Origin of the sequence: Burkholderia ubonensis, from assembly GCF_902833085.1 — a bacterium.
Taxonomy (GTDB): domain Bacteria; phylum Pseudomonadota; class Gammaproteobacteria; order Burkholderiales; family Burkholderiaceae; genus Burkholderia; species Burkholderia ubonensis.
In genome coordinates this window covers 637360-660998 of sequence record NZ_CADFEB010000003.1, presented here as the reverse complement: position 1 = coordinate 660998, position 23639 = coordinate 637360, and the positions used below count along the sequence as shown (strand labels likewise).

The following is a 23639-nucleotide window of genomic DNA, read 5'->3' as shown; positions in this document are numbered from 1 at the left end:
CGACAGCGCCCGGCCATTCACCCAGCGAGGTTCGCATGTATACCAACATCATGGTTGCCGTGGACGGCAGCACGTCGTCGAAGCACGCGCTCGACGAAGCCCTGAAGATGGCGAAGCTCAGTGGCGCCCGCCTGTTCGCGGTCTACGTAGTCGACACGTCGATCCTGTTCACCTTTGCCGGGCGGGTCGATCCGGACGTGCTGCTCGAGGAGGCCCGGCGCGACGGCGTCGCGGTGCTGCGCGAGGCCGAGCGGACCATCTCGCACGCGGCGGTGAACGGCGACACGGAGCTCGTCGAGACGGCGGCCATCGGCGAGGACGTCGCGGAACGCCTGCAGCGCTATGTCGACGAGCATCACATCGATCTGGCCGTGATCGGCACGCACGGGCGGCGCGGGATCCGGCGCGTGGTCATCGGCAGCGTCGCGGAGCGCTTCCTGCGCGGCTCGAAATGCCCGGTCCTGCTGATGCGCAGCGACGACGCGCCGCGTGCCGCCGCAGCGGCGGCGGCGTAGCACGGCTGCGGCATCGTCCGGCGCGCCGAGCGGGCCGATTGATACAGGTCAACGGCGCGCGGGACGGTGAATCTACGCTTTCGGCATGAGGCGGCCGATCCTGCGCCGCCGAATCAGGAGACTCTCATGCGGATCTCGTTTCCTGTCGAACAACCGGCGTATTGCGGGCCGGATCTTCTGCTGGCCTTTCCGGCGCTCGTCGAAGGCGGTCGCGTGCGGTGCGCGATCACGGCCGAAGCGCTCGAGGACCATTTCGGCGCGGCGTCGCCGCGCGAACAGGATCTGGCGGACGCGTTCTCGCGCCATCGTCCCGTGATCGAGCAGGCGGCGCGCGACATGCTGGAAGCAGTGGGCGGACGCCCCGTGCTGCTGCACAGCGGGGTCTTCCGGTTCTATACGTGAGCCGGCCGCGCGTCGCGCCGACGCACGGTGCATCACGGTCCGGCGCCGTCGGGACGAAAGCGCCGGTCCCATCCAACCTTTGAGGAGTGCACACCATGAGCAACATGACGCGTTACGATCCGTTTTCGATGGAGCCCGTTTCCGACCTGTTCCAGGGGCTGTTCCGGCCGCTGCGGGGCCTGACGACGACGGACGAGCCCGATCTCGCGTCGATGAAGATCGACGTCACGGAAAGCGACGGCGCGTATTCGGTCAAGGCGGAGCTGCCCGGCGTCGCGAAGGAGGACATCGACGTCCAGGTCACCGGCCGGACCGTGTCGATCAATGCGAAGGTCGAGCGCAGCAAGGAGCAGAAGGAAGGCGAGCGCGTGATCCGGCGCGAGCGCTACAGCGGCGCGATCAGCCGCTCGTTCTCGCTCGCTGACGAGATCGACGAAGCCAACGCGACGGCCGCGTACCAGGACGGCATCCTGTCGCTGACGCTGCCGAAGAAGGCGCCGGTCGGACAGAAGAAGCTGACGATCGGCTGAGCGGGCAGCGGCCGATGCGTGAGCGCATCGGCCACCCGGAATGACCCGGCGCGCGACGTGTTTTCGCGCGCTTTTTTTTGAGCGGCGGCCGTGCGCCGGCTCAGGCGGCAGGCATGGCGCCGTCGGCGCGGTAGCCGACGGTCTGCGCGAGGATCGGCAGTTCGTCCTCGTTGAGGCGCAGCGCATCGGCGAGCGTGCGGTGATTGATCCAGCCGCGTACGACCGTGCCGAGTCCGGCCGACGCGCAGTATAACGAAACATTCTGCGAGATCGCGCCGGCCGCGATCGCGGCAAACACGTCGCGCTGCTGCGGCGGCATGGCCAGGATCGCGGACGTGCGCACCACGTAGACGAGATCGACCGGCGCCCGGCCGACGAAATCCTGATAGCCGGTCAGGTTGCGCGCGTCGACCGCGTGCTTCAGCACCAGCCGGTGCGCCGGCGCATCGTAGCGGTAGACGCCGCAGGGCAGCGCGACGTAGACGTCGATTTCGTTGAACGCATGCGCGGACGGCGCCGTGCGCCCGCCGCTCGCCGGGCGGTTGATGCCGTCCGCGGCCCACAGCAATGCGCCGAGCGTCATGGGCGGGAGCGGCGTCGCGGCGAATTCGCGCGTGCTCGCCCGCAGCGCGAGCGCCGTCATCAACGGCGCGCCGCCGTCGAGCGCCGGACGCGGCAAGTCGATGCGCTCGGGCGACTCGCCCTGCGGCGACGCGGGCTGGACCGGCGGCGCCGGCGAATAGGTCAGCAGCGGCTGTTCGGTCATCGGAGTCTCCTCGAAGCAGGCAGGCGGGCGCGCGGCCTCTCGCGCAGCGACGCTCTCACGATAGGACGGGCGCCCGGCGGCCGCTTGACCTCGGTCAAACGGCGCGTCGGCGCGGCGCGGCTTGCGGCGCGACGCGTCCGTTGACCTGAATCAGCGAAACGCAGCCGCACGCGTGCAAAGTTGGTTTCGATGCGGCGGATTCGCGCGCCGCGGCTCACAGGAGAGCAGGCGATGAAAACCGACAGGCAGTTGAAACTGGACGTGCAGGAAGAACTGGAGTCCGATCCGTCGATCGATGCGACGCGCATCGGCGTCGAAGTGGCGAACCGCATCGTCACGCTGTCGGGCCACCCGGCAAGCTATGCGGAGAAACTCGCGGTGGAGCGCGCGGCGAATCGCGTGGCCGGCGTCAAGGCTGTGGTCGTCGACCTCGCCGTTCATCTGCCGAACGACGACGTGAGGACCGACGAGGATGTCGCGAATGCGGTGCGCTCGGTCCTGCGCTGGACGGTCGGCCTGCACGACGACGCGGTCAAGGTGCAGGTCGAACACGGCTGGATCACGCTGTCCGGCAAGGTCGACTGGGCGTACCAGAGCCATCTCGCGGTACGCGCGATCTCGCAGATGCGCAGCGTGACCGGGGTGACGAATCACATCGCCGTGATGGCCGCCGCCGGCACGGCCGACATCGGCGGCGACATCAAGCGCGCGATCCTGCGCCACGCGGAGCGCGAGGCGAAGCACATCGGGATCGAAGTGCGCGACGGCACCGTGACGCTGTCCGGCAAGGTGGACTCGTTCGCGGAACGCAAGGCGGTGCGCGGCGCGGCCTGGTCGGCGCGGGGCGTGCGCGCGGTCGTCGACAATCTCGTCGTCGATTGAGCGGCGGCGGCTCGGGATGGCGCGGTGCGGAACCGGCGCGGGATGGATGAGGAGGCGAAGATGACGGTTTCAGGCGAGCTTCACGAAGCGGACTGGTCGGTGGCGATCGAGACGGCCGCCGCCGACGGGGGCGGCTACCAGTGCCGGATCCGTGTGGCGCTCAAGGCGCCCGATGGCGCGTGCGAACGTGCGTTCGCGCACAGCCGGATTTTCGCCAGCGAGCGCGAAGCGGCGCTGGAAGGGCTGCGAACCGGGATGACGTGGATCGAAATGAAGAAGTCGGACACGTTCACCCTCTGACGCGAACCGGCCCGCCCGAGGCGGACGCCGTCCGCTGTCAGCGTCGCGCGGGCCGCCTGAGCTTGCGCCGCACCTGCCGGCGGCGCGTGCGCGACACGTGGCCGGCCCGCGCGTCGGCCCGCCGTTGCCGGACATGGTGCGCGACGGCATCCGTCACCGTCGGAAAGAAGTTCGCCGGCCCGAACGTGTCGAACAGCCCGTAGGCGCGCAGGCGGTCCTTGACCGGCCCTTTCATTTCGGCGAAGCACAGCGTGATCCCGCGCTCCCGAAGTTCGCCGGCCAGCGCGACGAGCCGGTCCGCCGCGCTGACGTCGATGTCGGTGACGGGTTCGGCCGCGACGACGACGCGCGACGCCGGCGACGGCGCATGCCCCAGCGCCGCGTGCAGGTGCTCGCAGAAAATCTCGACGTTCGCGTAGAACAGCGGCGCGTCCCAGCGAAACAGCACGAGCCCGGGCGTCTGCGCGGCTTCCGGGTGCCGCGCGACGTCGTGATAGCCGCGCACGCCGGTCAGGCGGCCGAGCACCGCGTCGTACGGATGCCAGGCCCGCCACACGAACGACAGCAGCGACAGCGCGCTCGCGAGCAGGACGCCGGGCACGACGCCGAAGCCGATCACCCCCGCGAAGCACAGCACCGAGATCAGGCATTCGCCGCGGCGCATCCGGTACAGCCGCACGACGCTGCGGACGTCGACGATGCCGAGCGCCGCATAGACGACGACCGCGGCCAATGCGGCGCGCGGCACCCGCATCAGCAGCGTCGGCGCGACGGCGAGCAGCAGCACGATGCAGGCGGCCGCGACCAGATTCGTGACCTGGCTCTGCGCGCCGGCGGCCATCGCGACCGGCGTGCGCGACGTACTGCTGCTGACCGCGCAGCCCTGCATCAGGCCGGCCAGCAGATTGGCGGCGCCCAGCGCGACGAGTTCCTGGTTCCGGTCCGGCGCGTCGCCGGCGCGCGCGGCGAGCGCGCGGGACAGCATGCTGATGTCGGCCAGCGACACGAGCGCGACCGCGAATGCGCCGGACGCGAGCGCCGCGACGTCCGCGAGCGAGACGGCCGGCAGGTGCGGCATCGGCACGCCGGCGGGCAGGGCGCCGACCGCCGCCGCGCCGTGCAGCGGCGGCAGTTGCGCGGCAAGGGTGGCCGCCAGCACGGCGATCAGCATGGCGGGCCAGCGCGGCGCCGCGCGCTTGAGCAGCGCAATGGCCGCGAGCGCGCCCGCGCCGAGCACGCAGGCGTTCACCGAGACCTGATGATCGAGCAGCCCGCGTGCGATCTGCCGGACGGCGGCGGCCATGTTGCCGGACGCGGCAGGCAGGCCGAGCAATTCCGGCAGCCGGCCGATGATGAGCGAGACCGCGATGCCGTTCAGGTAGCCGTACTGGATCGGGCGCGACAGCAGGTCGGTCACGAAGCCGAGCCCGAGGACGCCGATCAGGACGCAGATCGTGCCGGCCGACAGCGCCAGCGCGGCGGCGAGCGCGACCGCGCGCGACGGGTCGTGGCCGGCGAGCGGCGCGATGGCGCCGGCAATCAGCGCGGCCAGCGCCGAATCCGGCCCCAGCACCAGAATCCGGCTCGGGCCGAGCAGCGCATAGGCGAGCAGCGCGGCGATCGATGCGTAGAGTCCCGTCACGGCCGGCAGGCCGGCGGCCTGCGCATAGCTCATGCCGACCGGCACGAGCACCGCGGTGAGCGCGACGCCCGCGTAGAGGTCGCGCCCGAGCCATGCGCGCCGGTAATCCGCCAGCAGCGCGAGCCCCGGGAGATGCGGTGCAACGCGTTCGAGAAGGCGCCGGTTCATCGCGCGTGCGCCGGGGGAAAGGGCGCGCCGTGCGCCACGTTTGCCGTCGGCGCTATGGGAACGATGCGCATCGTCTCGCTGCGACGCGTGGCGGCGGCAGCGCGCCGACGGCACGCGAAACCGGATCGGCCGTGACGGCCGGGCGCGTGCGGGCGTCCGGCATCACGCCGCCTCGCGCATCGCAAGCTGCAGCGCCTGCGCGAAGCGGGCCAGCGTCGCGATCGACCCCGTCACGCTTTCGTAGCGCTCGCGGCCGATCGTCGCATCGAGCGTGACGAGCATGCCGGCGTCGCGCGCGAGCGCGACGAGTGCCAGCGTGTCGGGCAACGCGGGCGATCCTGCGGCAGGCGATCCTGCGGCAGGCGCCCCTGCGGCAGGCGCGGCGCAAGCGGTTGCGTCGGTCTGGTACGTGGCCCGATAACCCGATTCGGAACGAAACGTAGCGTGTGACATTGCGCTTCTCCTGGTCGCCTGCGTCGTGTCGGCGTGCTGCATCGCCTGTCGCCGTGTATCCAGTATCGTCGGCGCCCCCGGGGGATTCAATCAGGCGGCCCCGAAGTTGCGGTAGGAATCGCACGGCCGCGATCAGCGGATTCCTACACGCGCCGTGCCCGCCGCGCGGCGCCGCGCCGTGCGCCCGGGCGCGTCCGCTGCCGCGCATACCAGCCGCCGATCGCGCGCCAGATGTCCGGCGCGGATTCGCAATAGGCGAACAGGTCGAGATCGCGGCGATCGATCATCCCGTCGTCGGCGAGGAACGCGAAATCCACCGCGCGGCGCCAGTACGCTTCGCCGACGAGGATCACCGGCAGCGGCGGGATCTTCCCGGTCTGCAGCAGCGTCAGCACCTCGAACAGCTCGTCGAAGGTGCCGTAGCCGCCCGGGAAAAACACCGCGGCCTTCGCGCGTTCGAGCAGGTGCAGCTTGCGGATCGCGAAATAGTGGAACCGGAAGCACAGGTCCGGCGTGAGGTAACGGTTGGGCGCCTGCTCCCGCGGCAGCTCGATGTTGAAGCCGATGCTCGGCGCACCGCTTTCGTAGGCGCCACGGTTGGCGGCTTCCATGATGCCCGGGCCGCCGCCGGTGACCACCGCGAGCCGCGTGGAGCGGGCGCGCCGGTCGGCGAGGCCGACGAGGCGGCCGAATGCGCGGGCGACGCGATAGTACGCGCTGTGCTCGACGAGCCGGCTCGCGTCGGCGAACGCGCGCCGCCGGCGCGCGTCATGCGGCCGCTCCGCGAGCGCCCGGTTCGCTTCGGCCAGCCGCGCGTTCGCCACGGCCGGCGCGACGATGCGGGTGCTGCCGTAGATCACGACGGCGTGGCCGATGCGCTCGCGCTGCAGGCGTTCCTCGGCCTTCCAGTAGTCGAGCTGCAGCCGGATGCCCCGCATGGCCGGGCGTGTCAGGACCGCGGTGTCTGCATCCGCGCTTGCGGCGAGGTTCAGACCGCGGCGCGAATGCGGCAAAGGCGCGCGCCGGCCGCCGGTTGCAAGCCGCCTCGGGCGGCGGCGTTCGCCGGGCGCCTTCTTGCCGGGCGCCTCTTTGCCGAGCGCCCCTTTGCTGGGCGCCCCTTTGCCGGGCGCCTCCTTCGTCGCGACGGCGGCGCCGGTGCGCGTGCGCTTGACTGCGGCCGTCATGAGGCTGGCGCGGCTACTGGCTCAGCACCCACTGCACGAGCCGGTGTGCGTCGTCGCGCGACAGCGGCCCGCCGCGCTCGGCGGCGGACGGCATCGGCGTGTCGCCCCAGTGCGCGCGTCCGCCGAGCCGAAGCTTGATTTCGAGCTGTTCGGCCGCGCGCGGCTTGTCGCGATAGCGATCCGCGATCTGGTGAAACGACGGCGCGAGGAACGGCATGTCGGGCGTATGGCAGAACATGCAGTGCTGCGCGTCGACGAGCTCGGTGGGCTCCGGCACCGCCGTCTGCGCGGCGGCGATGCCGGCCGCCGTGGCGAGCAGGCCGGCGGCGAGAGGGCGCGTGAAGTTCATGTTCTGCTCCTTGGCGGGGCTGGCTGGTCCGGATTACGACACCACCTCGTCGAGCGGCCGGCGCGGCGAATGCGGCGCATGCGGGCCGCGCCCGACGCGCAGCAGCAGCTGCGGCGTGCCGCCGAGGTCGAACAGGTGCGCGAGCTGCTTGCGCAGCGCGGCCATTTCGATCGGCTGGTTCAGGTACGACGCCGTGTAGCCGGCGCGTGCGGCGACGAGCAGTATCCGCTCCAGCGCCTGCCCCGCGGCGAGCCACGCATCGCGGTCGTCGCGCGTGGTCGCGATGCAGACCAGCAGCGGCGACGCGCCGACGAGCTGGTGATGCAGCGCGGCGAGCCCGTTGCCGAGATCGAACGTGCGCACCGCGGTCGTGACGATGGGCGTCGCGTAATCGAGCAGCGCCGGTACGCCGGCCGCGAACGCCGGCATGCCGTCGACGCGCCGGCGAGGATCGACCCAGCTCGCCAGTTCGCGCCGGAAGCGCGGGTCCGCGAATTGCTGGCGGTCCGCGTCGGCGATCAGCTCGGCGACCTGGGCCCGCCGGGCGAGCGACTCCACGCAGCCCACGTCGACGCCTTCCGCCGCGCCGGCCTCGACCAGTTCACGCTGCAGTTCGCCGGGAACGGGGTCGGCCGCGAACGGCGCGCGTGTCGTGACCCGTTCGGGAATCGCGTCGAACAGCGCGCCGAGACTCGCGTCGGCGTAGCCGTCGTCGCAGACGCGCACGAGCGCGAGCACGTCGGGATCGACGTCGGACGGGAACGTGCCGATCATGTGCGCGAAGCCCGCATGAACGAGCGCGACGCGCAGGTTGAGCAGCGCCGCGCCGCAACTGATGATCAGCTCGCGGTCGAACGGATCGACGACCGGCAGCGCGCGCAGCCGGTCCGCGCACACGGCGATGGTGTTGCCGTCGACGATGAACCGCCACGGCTGGGAGTTGTGGCTCGACGGCGCGAGCACCGCATAGCGCAGCAGCGACCGCAATGAATCGTCGGGATGGACGCCTGCCGCGAGTGAGCTAAGGGAATTCATCGGGCACTCTCCAATTGCAGGTTTCCGCCGAACGGCGGAACACCTTTTAATCGTGTCAGCAACCGCCCGGAGCCCGTTGACCCAGGTCAAGCGCCGGCAGCCGAGGCGTGCGGAGGTCGTGCCGGGCGAGTAGTCTTGGAGCGTGTAAGGCGCGCCTGATGGCGGGCGCGCGATGGCGCTGGAGCAGGGAGGCCGGAATGCTTGCGATGATCTTCGACGGCGGCACGCCGCGGTTGCGCGAGGCGCGCGTGCCGGATCCGTCGCCCGCTGCCGGGCAGTTGCTGATCGACGTGCGCGCGTGCGGCGTGTGCCGCACCGATCTGCACGTCGTCGACGGCGATCTGCCCGACCCGAGGCTGCCGCTGATTCCGGGGCACGAAATCGTCGGCACGGTGGCGGCGCTGGGCGCCGGCGTGACGGGTTTCACGGTCGGCGACCGGGTGGGCGTGCCATGGCTCGGGCACACCTGCGGCCATTGCGCGTATTGCGCCGCCGGGCGCGAGAATCTGTGCGATGCGCCGGGCTTTACCGGCTATACGATCGACGGCGGCTACGCGGAGCGCACCGTGGCCGACAGCCGCTATTGCGTGCACCTGCCCGAACGCTATTCGGACCTTCAGGCGGCGCCGCTGCTGTGCGCGGGCCTGATCGGCCATCGCACGCTGCGCATGGCGGGCGACGCGCGGCGGATCGGCATCTACGGTTTCGGCGCGGCGGCGCATCTCGTCGCGCAGGTCGCGCGGCTGGAGGGGCGCAAGGTATTCGCGTTCACGCGGCCCGGCGACGCCGCTGCCCTGCAGCTCGCGCGCAGGCTCGGCGTGGCATGGGCGGGCGGCAGCGACGAGCCGCCGCCGGAAACGCTCGACGCCGCGCTGATCTTCGCGCCGGTCGGCGCGCTCGTGCCGGCGGCGCTGCGCGCGGTCGACAAAGGCGGCATCGTCGTGTGCGGCGGCATTCACATGAGCGACATCCCGGCCTTCCCGTATGCGTTGCTGTGGGGCGAGCGCCGCATCGCGTCGGTGGCGAACCTGACGCGCGCGGACGCGGTCGCGTTCATGAAGTTGGCCGAAGCGATGCCGCTGCAGATCGAAGCGGTGCGCTATCCGCTGACGGACGCGAATCGCGCGCTCGACGACCTGCGCGCGGGACGCGTGTCGGGCGCCGCGGTGCTCGACACGCGCGGCTGAGCGGTGCGGCGCGGCGTGCGTTCGGGAGGCGGCGCGAATTGCGCGGCGGGTCGCGCAACCCGCGCCTTCAGGCGCTCAGACGCGCGCGAGGCCGTCCGCGTCCACGATGCGGATCTGCTTGCCCTGCGCGGCGAGCATCCCGTTGCGCTGGAATTTCGACAGCATGCGGCTGACCGTTTCCAGCTTCATGCCGAGATAGCCGCCGATTTCGTCGCGCGTCATCCGCAGCACGAATTCCGCGGACGAGTAGCCGCGCGCCTTGAAGCGCGTGGAAAGATTCAGCAGGAACGCGGCGACGCGCTGTTCGGCCGTCATCGTGCCGAGCAGCAGCATCAGCGCCGATTCGCGGACGATCTCGCCGCTCATCATCTGGTAGACGTGATGCTGCATCGTCCGCACCTCGTGGCACAGCTGTTCGAGCTGGCCGAACGGGATGATGCAGACGGTGCTGTCTTCGAGCGCGATCGCGTCGCCGTTGTGATGTCCGGCATGCAGGCCGTCCAGCCCGAGCGACTCGCCGACGATCTGGAAGCCCGTCACCTGCTCGCCGCCGTCGCGATGCATCACGACGGTCTTGAACGAACCGGTCCGCACCGCGTAGATGCTGTGGAACGCATCGCCCGAGCGATACAGCGCCTCGCCGCGCTTCACGTGACGCGTCGTGCAGATCATCGCATCGACGCGCGCGAATTCCGCGGGCGTCAGCGCCTGCGGCATGCAGACGTTGCGCATCGCGCAGGACGAACAGCGGGACGCGGTGCGCTTGGGCTGGTCTTCGCGGGCGACCGCGTACAGCGGGATGACAGGGCGGGAGGGGGCGGTCGTCACAGCATCGGCATGGCTCAGCATGATCGGCTCCAGTTCGTTGGGTCGGTGGCGATCGGGACCCGGGCGGGGTCGCGTCGGCCGTTTTGCGTGCGGCGTCGATTGTCCGCCGTCTTCGTGAAAGTCGATCGCATCGGCCTGGGCCGATCGATCGTGCCGCCGCCGGACGGCGCCGCCGCCGGTGTTTCGGGAGGCGCACGGCTGTCCGGCTTCGATGGTGGGCAGTATGGACGGTCGGGCACCCAATTGAAATCAGCGTGGCTTGAAGATTCAGTAGGTGCTGCGGAAGTCTTGTAGGGCGATTCCTACAGGCGCGTGTCGATTTGTCGCACGCGTGGCGGGGTGGTTCCGGCTTGCATGAAAGCCTGCGCGAGGACCGGATGCCGGCGCCCGGGGCGCGAACGACGAAGGGCGCCACACCGGGTGGCGCCCTTCGCATGAACTTGCCGCGGAGCTTACTTTCCTTGAAGCAGATCCATGACGGGCGGGAACGTGAGCAGCACGCCCAGGGCCAGCAGAACGAACGAGACGAAGATGACGCGGCCGAGCGTCACTGACGTCTTGCCCCATTGGCGCGACAGCACGAACCACGACAACAGCCATACGACGATCGCGCTCGTCGTTACGCCGGAAAGCGGCCCGGTCGGCTTGTAGAACGTGAAGAAGTGCGCGATGGCCTTCGACGCATCGCCGGCCAGTGCAAACAGTCCGACGGCGAAGCAACCGATGCCGGCGGCAAGAATGGCCGCGGCGGCCGGGCCGTTATCGACGGATTCCGTCGCAACGCCGCGTGCCGGTTGCGTACGTCCGCGCGACGAGGGGTCGAGGCGACGTCCCAGGTCGGCCGTGCGTTGTGCGGACTCGCGGGTTTCGGTCGGGTTCATTTCATTCTCCCGTCATGAGATGAATGGCCGGGCCGCCACGGACCGGGGCGTACTTGTTCAGAAAGGCGCCGAATGCACCCGCGACGGCAGTGGCCGCAAACGCGACGACTGCAAACACCAGAACCGCGTGGCGAATCTGCGGCAGCTTCACGAGCGACGGACCGTATTTGCCGAACACGTAGGCGACCATCGTCATCGAAATCGGCGCGAGCCACGCAACGTGTTCCTTCCATTCCATCCCGAGGCTATGCCAGCCCGACGTGTTGGGGCTCGCAAGCAGCAGCCGCTGCGGATAGTTCGCCAGGTCGGTCAGCCCCGCCGGCGGAATCGCCCGGTACCACGGATAGACGACGTAGGCGCCCGAGAGCACGCTCGCCCACGCGAGGATCACCATCGCCGACAGGTAGAGCATGAGCAGCCGGTGCTCGCGGGGAGAGGGGACGGTCGGCGCGCCGGGCGCCGACATCCGGTACAGCTCCGCGAGCGCACCGGAAAACGCCAGCATGAACAGCGCGCCGAATCCCATGCCGTGCAGGACCGTGAGCAGGTCGCGTAACGAAATTTCCATAATGGCCTCCTGGTTCGAGCGATGCGTCGCCGCCCTCGTCGAATCCATCGTGCGCCGGCGCAAGCCGCCGCGCTTGACATGCCTCAAGGAAGCCATTGGGTGTTTCGAGCGCGTCGCTGCGGAGATTCCCACGCGTGAAGCGCACGCCGATAGCCGACGCCGCTTTCGGTGATCGACCGCAATGCCGCCGCCGCCCGGCGTTCGTCCGCTACACGTCGTCCGTTACACGTCGTCCGGATCTTCGAACAGCTTGTGCCGCATCGCGTAGCGCACGAGCGCCGCTTCGTTCGGCATTTGCATCTTGTCGAGTATGCGGGTCTTGTAGGTGCTGACGGTCTTCACGCTCACGCACAGTTCGTGCGCGATCTCGGAGATCGACTGGCCGGCGGCCACCCGGCGGAACACGTCGAATTCACGATCGGACAGGCGCTGGTGCGGCAGGATGTCGGCCGGCTCGTTGAGGCTTTGCGCGAACTGCTCGGCCATCGCGAGGCTCACGTAGACGCCGCCGGCGGCGATCTTGGTCAGCGCGGCGACGAGCTCGGCGCTCGCGCTTTCCTTGGTCATGTAGCCGGACGCGCCCGCGCGAAACGCGCGCACCGCATACTGCTGCTCCGCGTGCATCGTCAGCACGAGGATATGCAGCGCCGGCCGTTCCTCGCGGATCTGCCTGATCAGCTCGACGCCGTTGCGCCCGGGCATCGACAGGTCGAGCACCAGCACGTTCGCGTCCGTGCCGCGTATCAGCGCGATCGTCGATACGCTGTCCCACGCTTCGCCGGCGACTTCGAAGCCGCTGGCGTTCTGCAGGATGTGGCGCAGGCCTTCCCGCACGAGCGCGTGGTCGTCCGCGATGAGTACCTTGATCATGACAGCACGCCCCTCTGCTGGATCGCGTGGAGCGGCAGCGCCACGGTGATCGTGAAACCCTGGCCCGGCACGCTGTCGATCGTCACCGTGCCGTCGAGCATGTGCGCGCGCTCGCGGATGCCGATCAGGCCGAACGACGGATGGTCGCGCACGGCCTGCGGGCGTTCCGGCGCGCCGTGGCCGTTGTCGGCGATGCGCAGCATGCAGTAGCCGTCGTCGACCTTCAGCGTCAGCATGACGCGCGTCGCGTCGGCGTGCCGCGCGACGTTGGTCAGCGCCTCCTGGACGATGCGGAACAGCGCGGTCGCGCCGGCGCTGGTAAAGCTCGTGTCGGCGGGATCGATGTGCCGCTCGACCTCGATCCCGTAGCGATGCGTGAAATCGTTCGCGAGCCATTCGATCGCGGGGACGAGCCCGAGATCGTCGAGCATCACGGGCCGCAGGTCCGCGGCAATGCGCCGGACCGACGCGACGGTCGCATCGATCAGCCGGTGCATCCCACCCAACTGGTCGCGCACGCCGCCGCCGGGGGCGGGCTGCTTCGCCAGCCCCAGTTCGACGGCGGACAGATCCATCTTGAGGGCGGTGAGCTGCTGGCCGAGATCGTCGTGCAGTTCGCGCGCGATGCGCGTCTTTTCTTCCTCGCGGATGTTCTGCAGGTTCGCCGACAGCTCGCGCAGCTCCTCGCGCGACTGCTTGAGCGCATTCTCCGAGCGCACGCGCTCGGTCACGTCGCGCAGCATGACCGTGTACAGCTTGCCGGCGCCGTCGCGAATCTGCGAGATCGACGCCTCGATCGGAAACTCCGTGCCGTCGCCGCGCAGCCCGAACAGCACGCGCTGCCGCCCCATTTGCCGTTCCGAGACGCCCGTCACGCCGAACTGCTCGACGTGCTTCGCGTGCGAGGCCCGAAAGCGTTCCGGGATGAAGCGCGACAGCGGGGCGCCGATCGCGTCCATCGCGGACACGCCGAACACCTGTTCCGCGGCGGGATTGAAGATGACGATCGTCTGACTTTCATCGATGGTGATGATGGCCTCCATCGACGACCGGATGATGCCCATCATGCGCGCTTCGCTGAGCGGGCTGCCGCTGCCGGGCGCACCCGGTTGGGGCTGGCCCCGGGCGATGGCCTGATGAACGCTCGCGGCGAATGCCAGCGACAGCGCGAGGCCCGCCAGCAGCACCGCGATCGCGGTGCCCGACGCGTCGGGAAGGGGGGCGCTGTATGCGAGCGAAAGCGTGGTGCCGCCGAACGTCAACGTGTCGGTGCGCCGCGCGGATTCGCCGGCGGCGGGCGTATCACCGGCGTTCAGGCCGCCGGTATAGACAACCGTCGGCGGATTGTCGGTCGTGGCCCGCAGGCCGAGCGGAACAATGGGTGACAGATCGAAGAGCCGCTGCGCGTCGAGCCCGGCGTAGACGAAGCCGGCTGTCGCGGCCCGCTGCGGGTTGCCCGCCGGTGGCGCGTCGCCGCCTGTTCCGATCGGAAGATAGAGCGCGAGGTCGGGGCGGTTGGCCGTCGCGTCGGCGCTGTCCCGCACGAGCCGCGCCGCCAGCGCCGCCTTGCCGGTTTCGGCCGCGCGCCGCAACGCGCGCTGCGTCGCCTGATCGTCGTCCGCGACGCCGGCGGCGCCGATGATGCCGACGGTGCGCACGGGCGATTGCAGGCTGTCGAGATCGAGGCCGGCGACGTAGCGCCGCCACGCATCGCCCGGTTGCGCGGCCGTCGCGGCCGCGAAGCCGCGCGCGCCGCGCAGCACGGTGGTCGCGTCGAGCAGGTTGTGCTGGAGCCCGGCGGTGATGCGCGTCGCGTCGCGCTCGAATTGCGCACGCGCCGCGTCGTGCGCGCGCATCTGCGGGATGCTCGCGGCGGCGAGCGACGCAACGGCCCCGATCGCCAGCGTCAGCAGCGCGGCCCGGGTCGCGCGCGGCACGGGCCGGCGCCGGCGCGCCTTGGGGGCGGCGTTGGAGGAAGGCACATGCGCGGTCATGGGCGATCGTCCTGAACGATGTCGCCGGCGCCGACGGGCGGCGGCCGGGCGTGAAACAGGTTGGGGGAACCGGCAGGTACGGCTTTGTATGGCGGGAATTGTGCGCGTTTTTGCCGACATTCGCCAATCGGGGCGCAATCCGGGGCGCCGCCGGCCGGGCTTGACCCGTGTCAAGCGTCGGCGCCGCGCCCGGCCCAGACTGGGGAAACGGGACGCGTGATCGGGAGGCGATATGTACGAACGGATCTTTGCCGCGCTGGACGGCAGCCGCGGCGCACGGCTTGCGCTGGACGAGGCGATCCGGCTCGCCCGCGCGTCGGGCGGGCTGGTCGTGGCGGTGTGCGTCGTCTCGGATACGCTGCGGCTCACCGACGTCGACAGCGGCTACGTCGAGCAGCTGGAATGGAGCGGGCTGGAGACCGGCGCGGCCGGCACGGTCGTGGCCGATGCGGAAACCGCGTTCCGGCTGAGCGGGGTGCGCGGCACCGCGCAGACGGTCGACGCGTGCGGCGAGAACGTATCGCGCGTGCTTGCCCGCGCCGCCGCCGAATGCGACGCCGACCTGATCGTGATGGGCACGCACGGGCGCCGCGGCATCCGCCGCGCGCTGCTCGGCAGCGTCGCGGAATCGCTGGTGCGCTGCGCCGACCGGCCGGTTCTGCTGGTGCGCGACGCGCCGGAAGCGGGCGGCGCCGGGTTGTAGGTCGGAAACGGAAAAAAACGGAAAGCGAACGGAAAGCGGGGCGGCCGGATGCGGCCGCCCCGTGCGCCGGTCAATGCGACATCAGCACCGGCACCGTCATCGTTTCGAGGAGGGTGCGCGTCGCGCCGCCGAGCACGCGCTCGTGCATCCGCGTGTGGCTGTACGCGCCCATCACGATGAGATCCGCGTGCAGGTCGCTGGCCCGGTTCAGCAGCGTCATGCCCGAGCCGATGTCGTTCTCGCGCGGCGTCGTCGAGAACGACGCGCGCACGCCGTGACGCTCGAGGTACGCGGCGACGTCGACGCCGGCCGGCGTCTTGTCCGGATCGGGACGCGTGCGCGTGACCGTTTCGACGTTGACGAACCGCGCGCGCATCAGCAGCGGCATCGCATCGGCCACCGCCCGCGCGGCCTCGCGGCCGCCGTCCCAGCCGATCAGCACGTTCTCGCCGAGCGTTCGCACCTGGCCCGCGTAAGGCACGACGATGGCCGGCCGGCCGCTGGCCATCACGACGTCCTCGACGAAATGGCGGGCGATGTACGTCATGCGGTCATCGGGGTCCTGCTGGCCGAGCACGAGCAGATCCGCGTGACGCGCATGCAGGATCGCGGTCTCGGTCGCGGGGCCGGCGGGCGCGCGCCATTCGACGCTGCGCCCCGCGCGTTCGGCCGCGTCGAGGAAGCGTTCCTCCGCCTGCTTGCGGCGCTCCTCGCACAGCCGCTCGTACACGGCGAGCTTGAGCGGCTCGCTGGGCCGCAGCAGCGGCTCGAACAGGTCCTGGCAGACGATGTAGAGGCCGATCAGGTGCGCGTTCCAGCGCTCCGCAAGCTCGAGCGCGAGTTTGACGCGCGTGGCGCAGCGCTCGCTGTCGTCGAGATGGACGAGCAAGGTCTTGTAGCTCATGACGGCTCCTTTTCGGTCGATGCCGCGACGGTTGCGGCGGCGGGCTGCGGCGCGCAGCGCGCCGGAATCATCAGGACGGGGCGCGTGGCGCTGCGCAGCACGCGCTCGGCGACGCTGCCGAGCACGAGGCGCCGGAAGCCGCGCCGGCCGTGCGTGCCCATTACGATCAGGTCGGCGCCCACTTCTTGCGCGACGAGCAGGATGCGATCCGCGATGTCTTCGCCGGCCGGCTGGACGTTGGCGATCTGCGGCGTGCCGGCCACGCCGCGCGCGGCCATCCGCTGCGCGGCGTCGTCGGTGACGCGCAGCCCTTCTTCGCGGAACGCGTCGATCAGGATCGACGGATCGTAGCCGAGCGCGTCATAGGCCGGCACCAGGAAGTCGATGACGTAGACGGGGGTGAGTCGCGCACCCGTCTCCGACGCGAGGGTCAGCGCGGCATCGAGTGCATGCGAGGATGTTTCGCTGCCGTCGAGCGCGACCAGGATATGCGAGTACATGACGGGTTCCCTTGAACAGGCGTGGATGCATTCATCATCGGCGCACGCGGCGTGGTCGCGCTGATCTGGATCAAGCGTCGCGGCCGTCCCCGCCGAGCCGGCCGGGCGATGCGCGGATTCGCTGGCGCGGCACACACGCATGCATGACCGATGCCGGCCCGCAGGCCGGCACATCGACGCCGCATCGGCCCGCTCAGTGCGACATCAGGACCGGCAGCGTCATCGATGCCAGCACCGTGCGCGTCACGCCGCCCATCACGAGCTCGCGCCAGCGCGCATGGCCGTAAGCGCCCATCACGAGCAGATCGGTGCCGGTCTCGTACGCGCGCGACAGCAGCGTGTCGCCGATCGACGCGCCGGGGCCGCACTCGATGTCGAGCACGTTGACGTCCGATGCGTGCCGCGCGAGCATCAGCGCCGCGTCGGCGCCCGGGATGCGCACGTTGGCGTCCGGGTCGTGGCCGTTGCCGACCGCGACGACCGTCGTGCGCTTCGCATGCTCGATGAACGGCATGGCGTCGTGGGCGGCGCGCACGGCCTCCCGGCTGCCGTCCCACGCGACGAGCACGCGCTCGCCGAGCGACGCATGGTCGCCCGCATACGGGACGAACAGCACGGGCCTGCCGGCCGACAGCACGAGGTTCTCGGGAAACTGGTCGTCGATGTAGGTCTCGGGATCGTTCGGATCGCTCTGGCCGACGATCACCAGATCCGCATGACGCGCATGGTGCGGCACGACGGTATTGGCGCGCGCGTCGGCGGCGATCCAGTCGGCCGACACCTTGGCGCGCGTCGTCTCCGCGTAGAACAGGCGCTCGAGCGCGGCAACGCGTTCGTCGCGCCGTTCCCGGTGTTCCCGGAAATAGTCTGCGGAACCGGCCATCACGTAGAACGAAACGGGTTCCGGCGTGTAGATCGCGGACAGCGCGGTCAGGTGTGCGTCAAAGCGCCGCGCAAGCCGCAACGCAAGCTCGAGGCGCGCGTGCGCGCGGTCGCTCGTGTCGAGGTGCACGAGGATGCTCTTGTAGCCCATCACGGTCGCTCCATCGACGGTGGATCCGTCAGTGCAAACCAGTCTACGAAGCAGCTTGCCTGTGCGCTTGACTCAGATCAACGGCGGCCGCGCGCCCGCAACGCACAGTTAAGCGGTCGCCGCGCCGGTATCGGGCGGCTTGGTGCGGCATCCCGATCCGCGGCCGGATCGAAAAGGGGGAAGACGATGACGACGGAATCCGTAACGACGCCGTTGGGCGTTTACCGCGCGGGCTGCGATGCCGCGCTGCGCATGCTGGCGCTTGGCGGCGACTGGCGGCGCGAGTGGCACGCATTGCTCGGGCGCGGCATCGAGCGGGACTGCGATGCGGTGCGCAAGTTGCAGGACGCGACGGGCGCGACGGACGGCAAGGCGCTCGGCGAAGCCGTCGTGCGCGTGCTGCGCGACTACGCGGACGCGAGCGCCGCGATCTGGGAGGATGCGGGCGAGCTGTGCATGCGCGCGCAATTCGAGAGCGGGGGCATCTGGCGCGACTGGCTGCGCGAATACGGGGTGGGCGGGCTGCCCGGCATCCAGACGGACTTGCTGCCCGACCTGAGCCGCCTCGCCGTGATCAACGAGGCCAGCATGCCGTGGCGCGAATGGATGGAAGCGCTCGAGCGCGGGATGACGGAGGTCGTCGCGCCGGACGACGGAAAGCTGCTGACCGCGCAGCATACCGACGCCGCGGGCGCGGCAGGGGAGCGTACCCATGCGCGCTGATCGGGTCGCATTCGTCACGGGCGGGATGGGCGGCCTCGGCGCCGCCATCAGCCGCCGCCTGCTTGCGGCCGGCCTGACGGTCGCGGTTTCGCATTCGGAAGGCAACGATCACGTCGCGACGTGGCTCACGCGCGAACGCGACGCCGGGCGCGTCTTTCACGCGTTCGAGGTCGACGTCGCCGATTTCGACTCGTGCCAGCAGTGCGGCAAGCGCGTGATCGATCAATTCGGCCGCGTCGACGTGCTCGTCAACAATGCGGGCATCACCCGCGACGCGACGTTCGCGAAGATGACGAAGTCGCAGTGGGACGCGGTGCTGCGCACCGACCTCGACGGCCTGTTCAACGTGACGAAGCCGTTCGTCGGCGGGATGATCGAGCGCGGCTTCGGCCGCATCGTCAACGTCGGCTCGGTGAACGGCTCGCGGGGCGCGTACGGGCAGACCAACTACGCGGCCGCGAAGGCCGGCGTGCACGGTTTCACGAAAGCGCTGGCGCTCGAGCTCGCGAAGCACGGCGTGACCGTCAATACCGTGTCGCCCGGCTATCTGGCGACGGCGATGGTCGAAGCCGTGCCGAAGGAGGTGCTCGACGCGAAGATCCTGCCGCAGATTCCGGTGGGCCGCCTCGGGCAGCCCGACGAGATCGCGGCGCTCGTCGCGTTCCTGTGCTCGGACGAAGGCGCGTTCGCGACCGGCGCCGATTTTGCCGTGAACGGCGGGATGCACATGCGATGAAAGTGGTCGCCATGCGCGGCTCCGCCGCACGAGATCCCGCGAGCCACGACGTGGCCCCTGCCGCCGCGGACGCGCGCCCGCAACCGCGCGCGGACGCACGCAAGCGTTCCGATGCGATGCCCGCCGAGCAGTGGAACCGCGCGGCGCACGCAAGCCTCGCCGCGATGACGTTCGGCCTGTCGCCGGTGTCGATGGCGCTGGCCGTGCTCGACTGGGGCGCGCATCTGGCGGTGTCGCCGGGCAAGTGCTTCGACCTCGCGACGCAGGCGTGGATCGCGGCCGTGTCGTGGCCGGCCGGGGCGCCCGCCGCGCGCGACGACACGGACGAAGACGGTTACGCGGTGCACGCGGGGGAAGCCGACCCCCGTTTCGCCGCGTCCGCCTGGTCGAACTGGCCGTTCCGGTTCTATCGCGACGGCTTTCTCGCGACCCAGCGCTGGTGGCGCGAGGCGACGCGGGGCGTGCCGGGCGTCGAGCGGCATCACGAGGAACTGGTCGGCTTCGCGGCGCGCCAGTGGCTCGACGCGTGTTCGCCCGGCAACTTCGTCGCGACCAATCCGGTCGTGCTCGAAGCGACCGCCCGCAGCGGCGGCGCGAACCTCGCGGCCGGGCTGCGGCACTGGCTCGAAGACGCGCATGCGCTGGGCGAACGCATGCGCGGCGTGCATGCGCGCAAGGCGCCCGAGTATCTGCCGGGGCGCGACGTGGCGATCACGCCGGGCCGGGTCGTGTGGCGCAACGAATTGTGCGAACTGCTGCAGTACGAACCCATGACGCCGAACGTCGCGCGCGAACCGATCCTGATCGTGCCGTCGTGGATCATGAAGTACTACATTCTCGACCTGCAGCCGCACAATTCGCTGATCCGCTTCCTGGTCCAGTCGGGCCATACCGTGTTCGCGATCTCGTGGCGCAACCCCGGCGCGCAGGCGCGCGACCTCGGCCTCGACGACTATGTGCGAGACGGCTTGCTCGCGACGCTCGACGCGGTGCGCGCCCGGTGCGGCGAGGCCGTGCACGCGGTCGGCTACTGTCTCGGCGGCACGCTGCTCGCGATCGGCGCGGCGGCGCTGGCCCGCGACGGGCGGCGCGACGCGCTGCGCTCGATCACGCTGCTCGCCGCGCTGACGGACTTCGGCGAGCCCGGCGAGCTCGGGCTGTTCATCGATGCGAGCGAACTGGCGGCGCTCGATGCGCTGATGTGGCGGCAGGGCTATCTGGACGGCTCGCAGATGTCCGCCGCGTTCCAGCTGCTGAACGCGCGCGACCTGATCTGGTCGCGCATGATGAGCGAGTACCTGCTCGGGCGGCGCACCAAGCCGAACGACCTGATGTCGTGGAACGACGACACCACGCGCATGCCGTATCGCATGCACACCGAATACCTGACGCAGCTCTTTCTCGACAACGACCTGGCGGCCGGCCGCTATTGCGTCGACGGCCGGCCGGTCGCGCTGTCGGATCTCGTCGCGCCGATGTTCGTCGTCGGGACCGAACGCGATCACGTGTCGCCGTGGCGTTCGGTCTACAAGCTGCACCTGCTCACGCACAACGCGCTGACGTTCGTGCTGACGGCGGGCGGCCACAACGCCGGGATCGTGTCCGAACCGGGCCATCCGGGCCGCCACTATCGCTGCGCGACCCGCGAGCCGGGCGCGGCCTTCCGCAGCCGGCAGGATTTCCTGCGCGATGCGGCCGCGGTCGACGGATCGTGGTGGACCTGCTGGCGCGACTGGTTGCGCGCGCAATCGACCGGCGACGTGCCGGCGCGCATGCCGGACGACGGAGCGGGGCCGGCGCCGGGCACTTACGTGCTCGAGACATGACCAGGCGTTGCCGCTTGATGCGGGTCAAGCAGGCCGGCCCGCGCGTCTCCTACATTGTTGAGCGCAGGGGGCAATGCCCCATCGACGGAGAGAACACCCAATGAAAGCACTCGTATATCAAGGCCCCGGGCGCAAGGCGCTCGAGGAGCGGCCGATGCCGGAACTGCAGGCGCCGACCGATGCGATCGTCAGGATGACGCGCACGACGATCTGCGGCACCGACCTGCACATCCTCAAGGGCGACGTGCCGTCGTGCGAGCCGGGGCGCATCCTCGGTCACGAAGGCGTCGGGATCGTCGAGCGGGTCGGCGCGGCGGTCGACACGCTGAAGCCGGGCGATCACGTGCTGGTCTCGTGCATCTCGTCGTGCGGCCGCTGCGACAACTGCCGCCGCGGCCTGTACTCGCACTGCGCGACGGGCGGGTGGATCCTCGGGCACCGGATCGACGGCACGCAGGCCGAATTCGTGCGGATTCCGCACGCCGAGACGAGCCTGTACCGGGTGCCGCCCGGCGTGGACGAGGACGCGCTCGTGATGCTGTCCGACATCCTGCCGACCGGGTTCGAATGCGGCGTGCTGAACGGCAAGGTGCAGCCCGGCTGTTCGGTCGCGATCGTCGGCGCCGGCCCGATCGGGCTCGCGGCGCTGCTGACCGCGCAGTTCTACACGCCCGGCAGGATCATCATGATCGACCCGGATCGCAACCGGCTCGACGTGGCGCGCCGCTTCGGCGCGACCGATTGCATCGACGGACGCGCCGGCGACACGGTCGCGGAAGTGATGAGGCTGACCGACGGCGTCGGCGTCGACTGCGCGATCGAGGCGGTCGGCATTCCGGCGACGTTCGAGATGTGCACGTCGATCGTCGCGCCGGGCGGCGTGGTCGCGAACGTCGGCGTGCACGGCGTGAAGGCGGACCTGCACCTCGAGAAGCTGTGGGACCGCAACATCGCGATCACGACGCGGCTCGTCGACACCGTCAGCACGCCGATGCTGCTGAAGACCGTGCGCGCGGGGCGGCTCGATCCGAAGCAGCTGATCACCCACCGCTTCTCGCTCGACGACGTCGGGCAGGCGTACGACACGTTCGGCCGCGCGGCGCAAACGCACGCGCTCAAGGTCATCATCGAAGTGAGCTGAGCCATTCGGGCAGGGCGCGGCAGGGCGGGCCGCGTCGCCCGCCCTGCCGCGCGCGCATGACCTGCCTAGCGCGACAGCACCGCGTGCTCGTCGGTATCGGCCGCCGCGACCTCGTCGAGATCGACCGTCTGCTGATAGGTCGGCACTTCGCACGGCCAATGCAGCCGCTCCTCGATGCGCCGGCGCAGCGCATCCGCGGCGGCCGGTTCACCGTGGGTCACGAACGTGCGGACCGGGGGCTGCTGCATCGCGCCGAGCCACTGCAGTATCTCGTCGTAATCGGCATGGGCGGACAGCGCCGCGATGGTCTCGACCTGCGCGCGCACGCGCACGTATTCGCCGTGGATCTTCAGGGTCGGCTCGTGCGCGGCGAGCGCCGCGCCGCGCGTGCCGGCGGCCTGGTAGCCGACCAGCGCGACCGTGTTGCGCGCGTCGGGGGCATAGCGGGCCAGGTGATGCAGCACCCGCCCGCCCGTCGCCATTCCGCTGCCGGCGATGATCACCATCGGGCCCTGGTGCCCGGCGATGGCCTTCGACTGATCGACGGTGCGCACCATGGTTGCCGCATGGCCGAGCGCGTCCGACTCGGACAGGGTCAGCCGGTGCTCGAGGAGGTGATGGCGATAGACGTCGGTCACGTCGGTCGCCATCGGGCTGTCGAGATACACCGGGACGTGCGCCATGCGGCCGCTCGCCTTCAGCCGGGCGATGTAATGCAGGATCTGCTGCGCGCGGCCGACGGTGAAGCAGGGCATCACGACCACGCCGCCCCGCGCGAAGGTCTTCTCGAACAGCGCGGCCAGTTCGCTTTCGGGGTCCGAATCGGGATGCAGACGGTCGCCGTAGGTCGACTCGACGACCACGTAGTCCGCATGGGCCGGCGGCGTCGGCGCGCGCATGATCGGGTCGTGGCGGCGGCCGAGGTCGCCCGAGAAAGCGAGCACCTTGTGATTCCAGTTCATCACGACGCTCGCCGCGCCGAGAATGTGGCCGGCGGGCAGCAGCCGGAACGACAGCCCGCCGCCCAGCGGCACGCATTCGTCGAACGCGCGCGGCGTCAGCAGGCGCAGCGCGCGCAGCGCGTCGTCCATCGTGTAGAGCGGCCGTGCCGGATGGTGTCTCGAGTAGCCGTGGCGGTTCGCGAAATCGGCTTCCTCCTCCTGCAGCCGCGCGCTGTCGCGCAGCATGATCCCGCACAGTTCGGCGGTCGCCGCCGTGCAGTACACCGGCCCGTGATAGCCGTCGCTCGCCAGCACCGGCAGGTAGCCGCTGTGGTCGATGTGCGCGTGCGTGAGAATGACCGCGTCCAGCGTGTCGGGCGGGAACGGCAGCGGGTTCCAGTTGCGCAGGCGCAGGTTCTTCGTGCCCTGGAACAGGCCGCAGTCGACCAGCACGCGCCGGCCGCCATGCTCGACCAGGTATTTCGAGCCGGTGACGGTTTCGGTCGCGCCCAGGAAGGTCAGTTTCATTGCTCGTCTCGATGGAAGTTGCGGGTTTCGATGATTCGATTACATCGCGA

Annotated in this window: 27 protein-coding genes; 12 read left to right on the top strand and 15 right to left on the bottom strand. The window is 70.3% G+C overall.

What is annotated here, in order from left to right; genetic code table 11:
* Nucleotides 1–35 precede the first annotated feature (35 nt).
* The 3 genes from HWX31_RS10415 (at nucleotide 36) to HWX31_RS10405 (ending at nucleotide 1447) form a co-directional block, all read left to right on the top strand.
* A complete protein-coding gene (locus tag HWX31_RS10415; protein WP_174961414.1) occupies nucleotides 36–515 on the top strand; it encodes a universal stress protein in 480 nt (159 codons plus the stop codon).
* 126 nt (nucleotides 516–641) lie between these two features.
* Nucleotides 642–917: a DUF1488 family protein gene (locus HWX31_RS10410; RefSeq protein ID WP_059775229.1), complete on the top strand. Its 276-nt coding sequence runs from the start codon at nucleotides 642–644 to the stop codon at nucleotides 915–917.
* Nucleotides 918–1012: 95 nt separating this feature from the next.
* Nucleotides 1013–1447, top strand: a complete 435-nt coding sequence (locus HWX31_RS10405; RefSeq protein ID WP_174961412.1) for an Hsp20/alpha crystallin family protein — start codon at nucleotides 1013–1015, stop codon at nucleotides 1445–1447.
* Between the two features lie 100 nt (nucleotides 1448–1547).
* On the opposite strand, the gene HWX31_RS10400 is transcribed toward HWX31_RS10405, so the two are convergent.
* The gene (locus HWX31_RS10400; RefSeq protein WP_174961410.1) at nucleotides 1548–2213 is read right to left on the bottom strand and encodes a SagB/ThcOx family dehydrogenase; all 666 of its coding nucleotides are present in this window, start codon (nucleotides 2211–2213) and stop codon (nucleotides 1548–1550) included.
* A gap of 231 nt (nucleotides 2214–2444) precedes the next feature.
* Between HWX31_RS10400 and HWX31_RS10395 the strand changes: the two genes are divergently transcribed.
* Both HWX31_RS10395 and HWX31_RS10390 read left to right on the top strand, forming a co-directional pair.
* The gene (locus tag HWX31_RS10395; protein ID WP_059617256.1) at nucleotides 2445–3095 is read left to right on the top strand and encodes a BON domain-containing protein; all 651 of its coding nucleotides are present in this window, start codon (nucleotides 2445–2447) and stop codon (nucleotides 3093–3095) included.
* A gap of 60 nt (nucleotides 3096–3155) precedes the next feature.
* Nucleotides 3156–3395 carry a hypothetical protein gene (locus tag HWX31_RS10390; RefSeq protein ID WP_059750202.1) on the top strand — a complete coding sequence of 80 codons (240 nt, stop codon included), beginning with the start codon at nucleotides 3156–3158 and terminating at the stop codon, nucleotides 3393–3395.
* 37 nt (nucleotides 3396–3432) lie between these two features.
* On the opposite strand, the gene HWX31_RS10385 is transcribed toward HWX31_RS10390, so the two are convergent.
* The 5 genes from HWX31_RS10385 to HWX31_RS10365 form a co-directional block, all read right to left on the bottom strand.
* Nucleotides 3433–5205, bottom strand: a complete 1773-nt coding sequence (locus tag HWX31_RS10385; protein ID WP_174961408.1) for a SulP family inorganic anion transporter — start codon at nucleotides 5203–5205, stop codon at nucleotides 3433–3435.
* Nucleotides 5206–5367: 162 nt separating this feature from the next.
* Nucleotides 5368–5658: a hypothetical protein gene (locus HWX31_RS10380; protein ID WP_059657230.1), complete on the bottom strand. Its 291-nt coding sequence runs from the start codon at nucleotides 5656–5658 to the stop codon at nucleotides 5368–5370.
* A 143-nt stretch (nucleotides 5659–5801) separates the two neighbouring features.
* Nucleotides 5802–6842 (bottom strand): LOG family protein, encoded by a 1041-nt coding sequence (locus HWX31_RS10375; protein ID WP_174961406.1) that lies wholly within the window; start codon nucleotides 6840–6842, stop codon nucleotides 5802–5804.
* 13 nt (nucleotides 6843–6855) lie between these two features.
* On the bottom strand, nucleotides 6856–7191 hold the full coding sequence (locus tag HWX31_RS10370; RefSeq protein ID WP_059610226.1) for a c-type cytochrome: 336 nt from the start codon (nucleotides 7189–7191) through the stop codon (nucleotides 6856–6858).
* 33 nt (nucleotides 7192–7224) lie between these two features.
* A complete protein-coding gene (locus tag HWX31_RS10365; RefSeq protein WP_174961404.1) occupies nucleotides 7225–8226 on the bottom strand; it encodes an Acg family FMN-binding oxidoreductase in 1002 nt (333 codons plus the stop codon).
* A 197-nt stretch (nucleotides 8227–8423) separates the two neighbouring features.
* Here HWX31_RS10365 and HWX31_RS10360 point away from each other — a divergent pair, with 197 nt between their 5' ends.
* Complete coding sequence (locus HWX31_RS10360) at nucleotides 8424–9413, top strand: zinc-dependent alcohol dehydrogenase family protein (protein ID WP_174961401.1); 990 nt, start codon at nucleotides 8424–8426, stop codon at nucleotides 9411–9413.
* Between the two features lie 75 nt (nucleotides 9414–9488).
* Here the strand turns inward: HWX31_RS10360 and fnr are convergent, their stop codons facing one another.
* From fnr to HWX31_RS10345, 3 genes are all read right to left on the bottom strand, one after another.
* Nucleotides 9489–10262 carry a fumarate/nitrate reduction transcriptional regulator Fnr gene (fnr, locus tag HWX31_RS10355; protein WP_059610224.1) on the bottom strand — a complete coding sequence of 258 codons (774 nt, stop codon included), beginning with the start codon at nucleotides 10260–10262 and terminating at the stop codon, nucleotides 9489–9491.
* 431 nt (nucleotides 10263–10693) lie between these two features.
* The gene (locus HWX31_RS10350; protein ID WP_174961399.1) at nucleotides 10694–11122 is read right to left on the bottom strand and encodes a hypothetical protein; all 429 of its coding nucleotides are present in this window, start codon (nucleotides 11120–11122) and stop codon (nucleotides 10694–10696) included.
* Between the two features lies 1 nt (nucleotide 11123).
* A complete protein-coding gene (locus HWX31_RS10345; RefSeq protein ID WP_174961397.1) occupies nucleotides 11124–11690 on the bottom strand; it encodes a hypothetical protein in 567 nt (188 codons plus the stop codon).
* Nucleotide 11691: 1 nt separating this feature from the next.
* On the opposite strand from HWX31_RS10345, the gene HWX31_RS10340 reads away from it, so the two are divergent.
* Complete coding sequence (locus HWX31_RS10340; protein WP_174961395.1) at nucleotides 11692–11862, top strand: hypothetical protein; 171 nt, start codon at nucleotides 11692–11694, stop codon at nucleotides 11860–11862.
* A 50-nt stretch (nucleotides 11863–11912) separates the two neighbouring features.
* Here the strand turns inward: HWX31_RS10340 and HWX31_RS10335 are convergent, their stop codons facing one another.
* A complete protein-coding gene (locus tag HWX31_RS10335) occupies nucleotides 11913–12560 on the bottom strand; it encodes a response regulator (protein ID WP_174961392.1) in 648 nt (215 codons plus the stop codon).
* Nucleotides 12557–14554, bottom strand: coding sequence for a PAS domain S-box protein (locus tag HWX31_RS10330; RefSeq protein ID WP_174961390.1), 1998 nt, complete (start codon nucleotides 14552–14554; stop codon nucleotides 12557–12559). The genes HWX31_RS10335 and HWX31_RS10330 overlap by 4 nt, the downstream gene beginning before the upstream one ends.
* Before the next feature lie 232 nt (nucleotides 14555–14786).
* On the opposite strand from HWX31_RS10330, the gene HWX31_RS10325 reads away from it, so the two are divergent.
* The gene (locus tag HWX31_RS10325; RefSeq protein WP_174961388.1) at nucleotides 14787–15257 is read left to right on the top strand and encodes a universal stress protein; all 471 of its coding nucleotides are present in this window, start codon (nucleotides 14787–14789) and stop codon (nucleotides 15255–15257) included.
* 70 nt (nucleotides 15258–15327) lie between these two features.
* On the opposite strand, the gene HWX31_RS10320 is transcribed toward HWX31_RS10325, so the two are convergent.
* The 3 genes from HWX31_RS10320 to HWX31_RS10310 form a co-directional block, all read right to left on the bottom strand.
* The gene (locus tag HWX31_RS10320) at nucleotides 15328–16161 is read right to left on the bottom strand and encodes a universal stress protein (protein WP_174961386.1); all 834 of its coding nucleotides are present in this window, start codon (nucleotides 16159–16161) and stop codon (nucleotides 15328–15330) included.
* On the bottom strand, nucleotides 16158–16661 hold the full coding sequence (locus tag HWX31_RS10315; protein WP_174961384.1) for a universal stress protein: 504 nt from the start codon (nucleotides 16659–16661) through the stop codon (nucleotides 16158–16160). Before HWX31_RS10315 ends, HWX31_RS10320 begins: the two co-directional genes overlap by 4 nt.
* Before the next feature lie 193 nt (nucleotides 16662–16854).
* Nucleotides 16855–17694, bottom strand: a complete 840-nt coding sequence (locus tag HWX31_RS10310; protein WP_174961382.1) for a universal stress protein — start codon at nucleotides 17692–17694, stop codon at nucleotides 16855–16857.
* 186 nt (nucleotides 17695–17880) lie between these two features.
* Between HWX31_RS10310 and HWX31_RS10305 the strand changes: the two genes are divergently transcribed.
* The 4 genes from HWX31_RS10305 (at nucleotide 17881) to HWX31_RS10290 (ending at nucleotide 22120) form a co-directional block, all read left to right on the top strand.
* Nucleotides 17881–18417: a hypothetical protein gene (locus tag HWX31_RS10305; RefSeq protein ID WP_174961380.1), complete on the top strand. Its 537-nt coding sequence runs from the start codon at nucleotides 17881–17883 to the stop codon at nucleotides 18415–18417.
* The gene (locus HWX31_RS10300; protein WP_174961378.1) at nucleotides 18407–19153 is read left to right on the top strand and encodes a beta-ketoacyl-ACP reductase; all 747 of its coding nucleotides are present in this window, start codon (nucleotides 18407–18409) and stop codon (nucleotides 19151–19153) included. The genes HWX31_RS10305 and HWX31_RS10300 overlap by 11 nt, the downstream gene beginning before the upstream one ends.
* Nucleotides 19150–20979, top strand: a complete 1830-nt coding sequence (locus HWX31_RS10295) for a PHA/PHB synthase family protein (RefSeq protein ID WP_244143711.1) — start codon at nucleotides 19150–19152, stop codon at nucleotides 20977–20979. The genes HWX31_RS10300 and HWX31_RS10295 overlap by 4 nt, the downstream gene beginning before the upstream one ends.
* Before the next feature lie 100 nt (nucleotides 20980–21079).
* Nucleotides 21080–22120 (top strand): zinc-dependent alcohol dehydrogenase family protein, encoded by a 1041-nt coding sequence (locus HWX31_RS10290; RefSeq protein WP_174961376.1) that lies wholly within the window; start codon nucleotides 21080–21082, stop codon nucleotides 22118–22120.
* Between the two features lie 65 nt (nucleotides 22121–22185).
* On the opposite strand, the gene HWX31_RS10285 is transcribed toward HWX31_RS10290, so the two are convergent.
* Nucleotides 22186–23589 carry an MBL fold metallo-hydrolase RNA specificity domain-containing protein gene (locus tag HWX31_RS10285; RefSeq protein WP_174961374.1) on the bottom strand — a complete coding sequence of 468 codons (1404 nt, stop codon included), beginning with the start codon at nucleotides 23587–23589 and terminating at the stop codon, nucleotides 22186–22188.
* Nucleotides 23590–23639 lie beyond the last annotated feature (50 nt).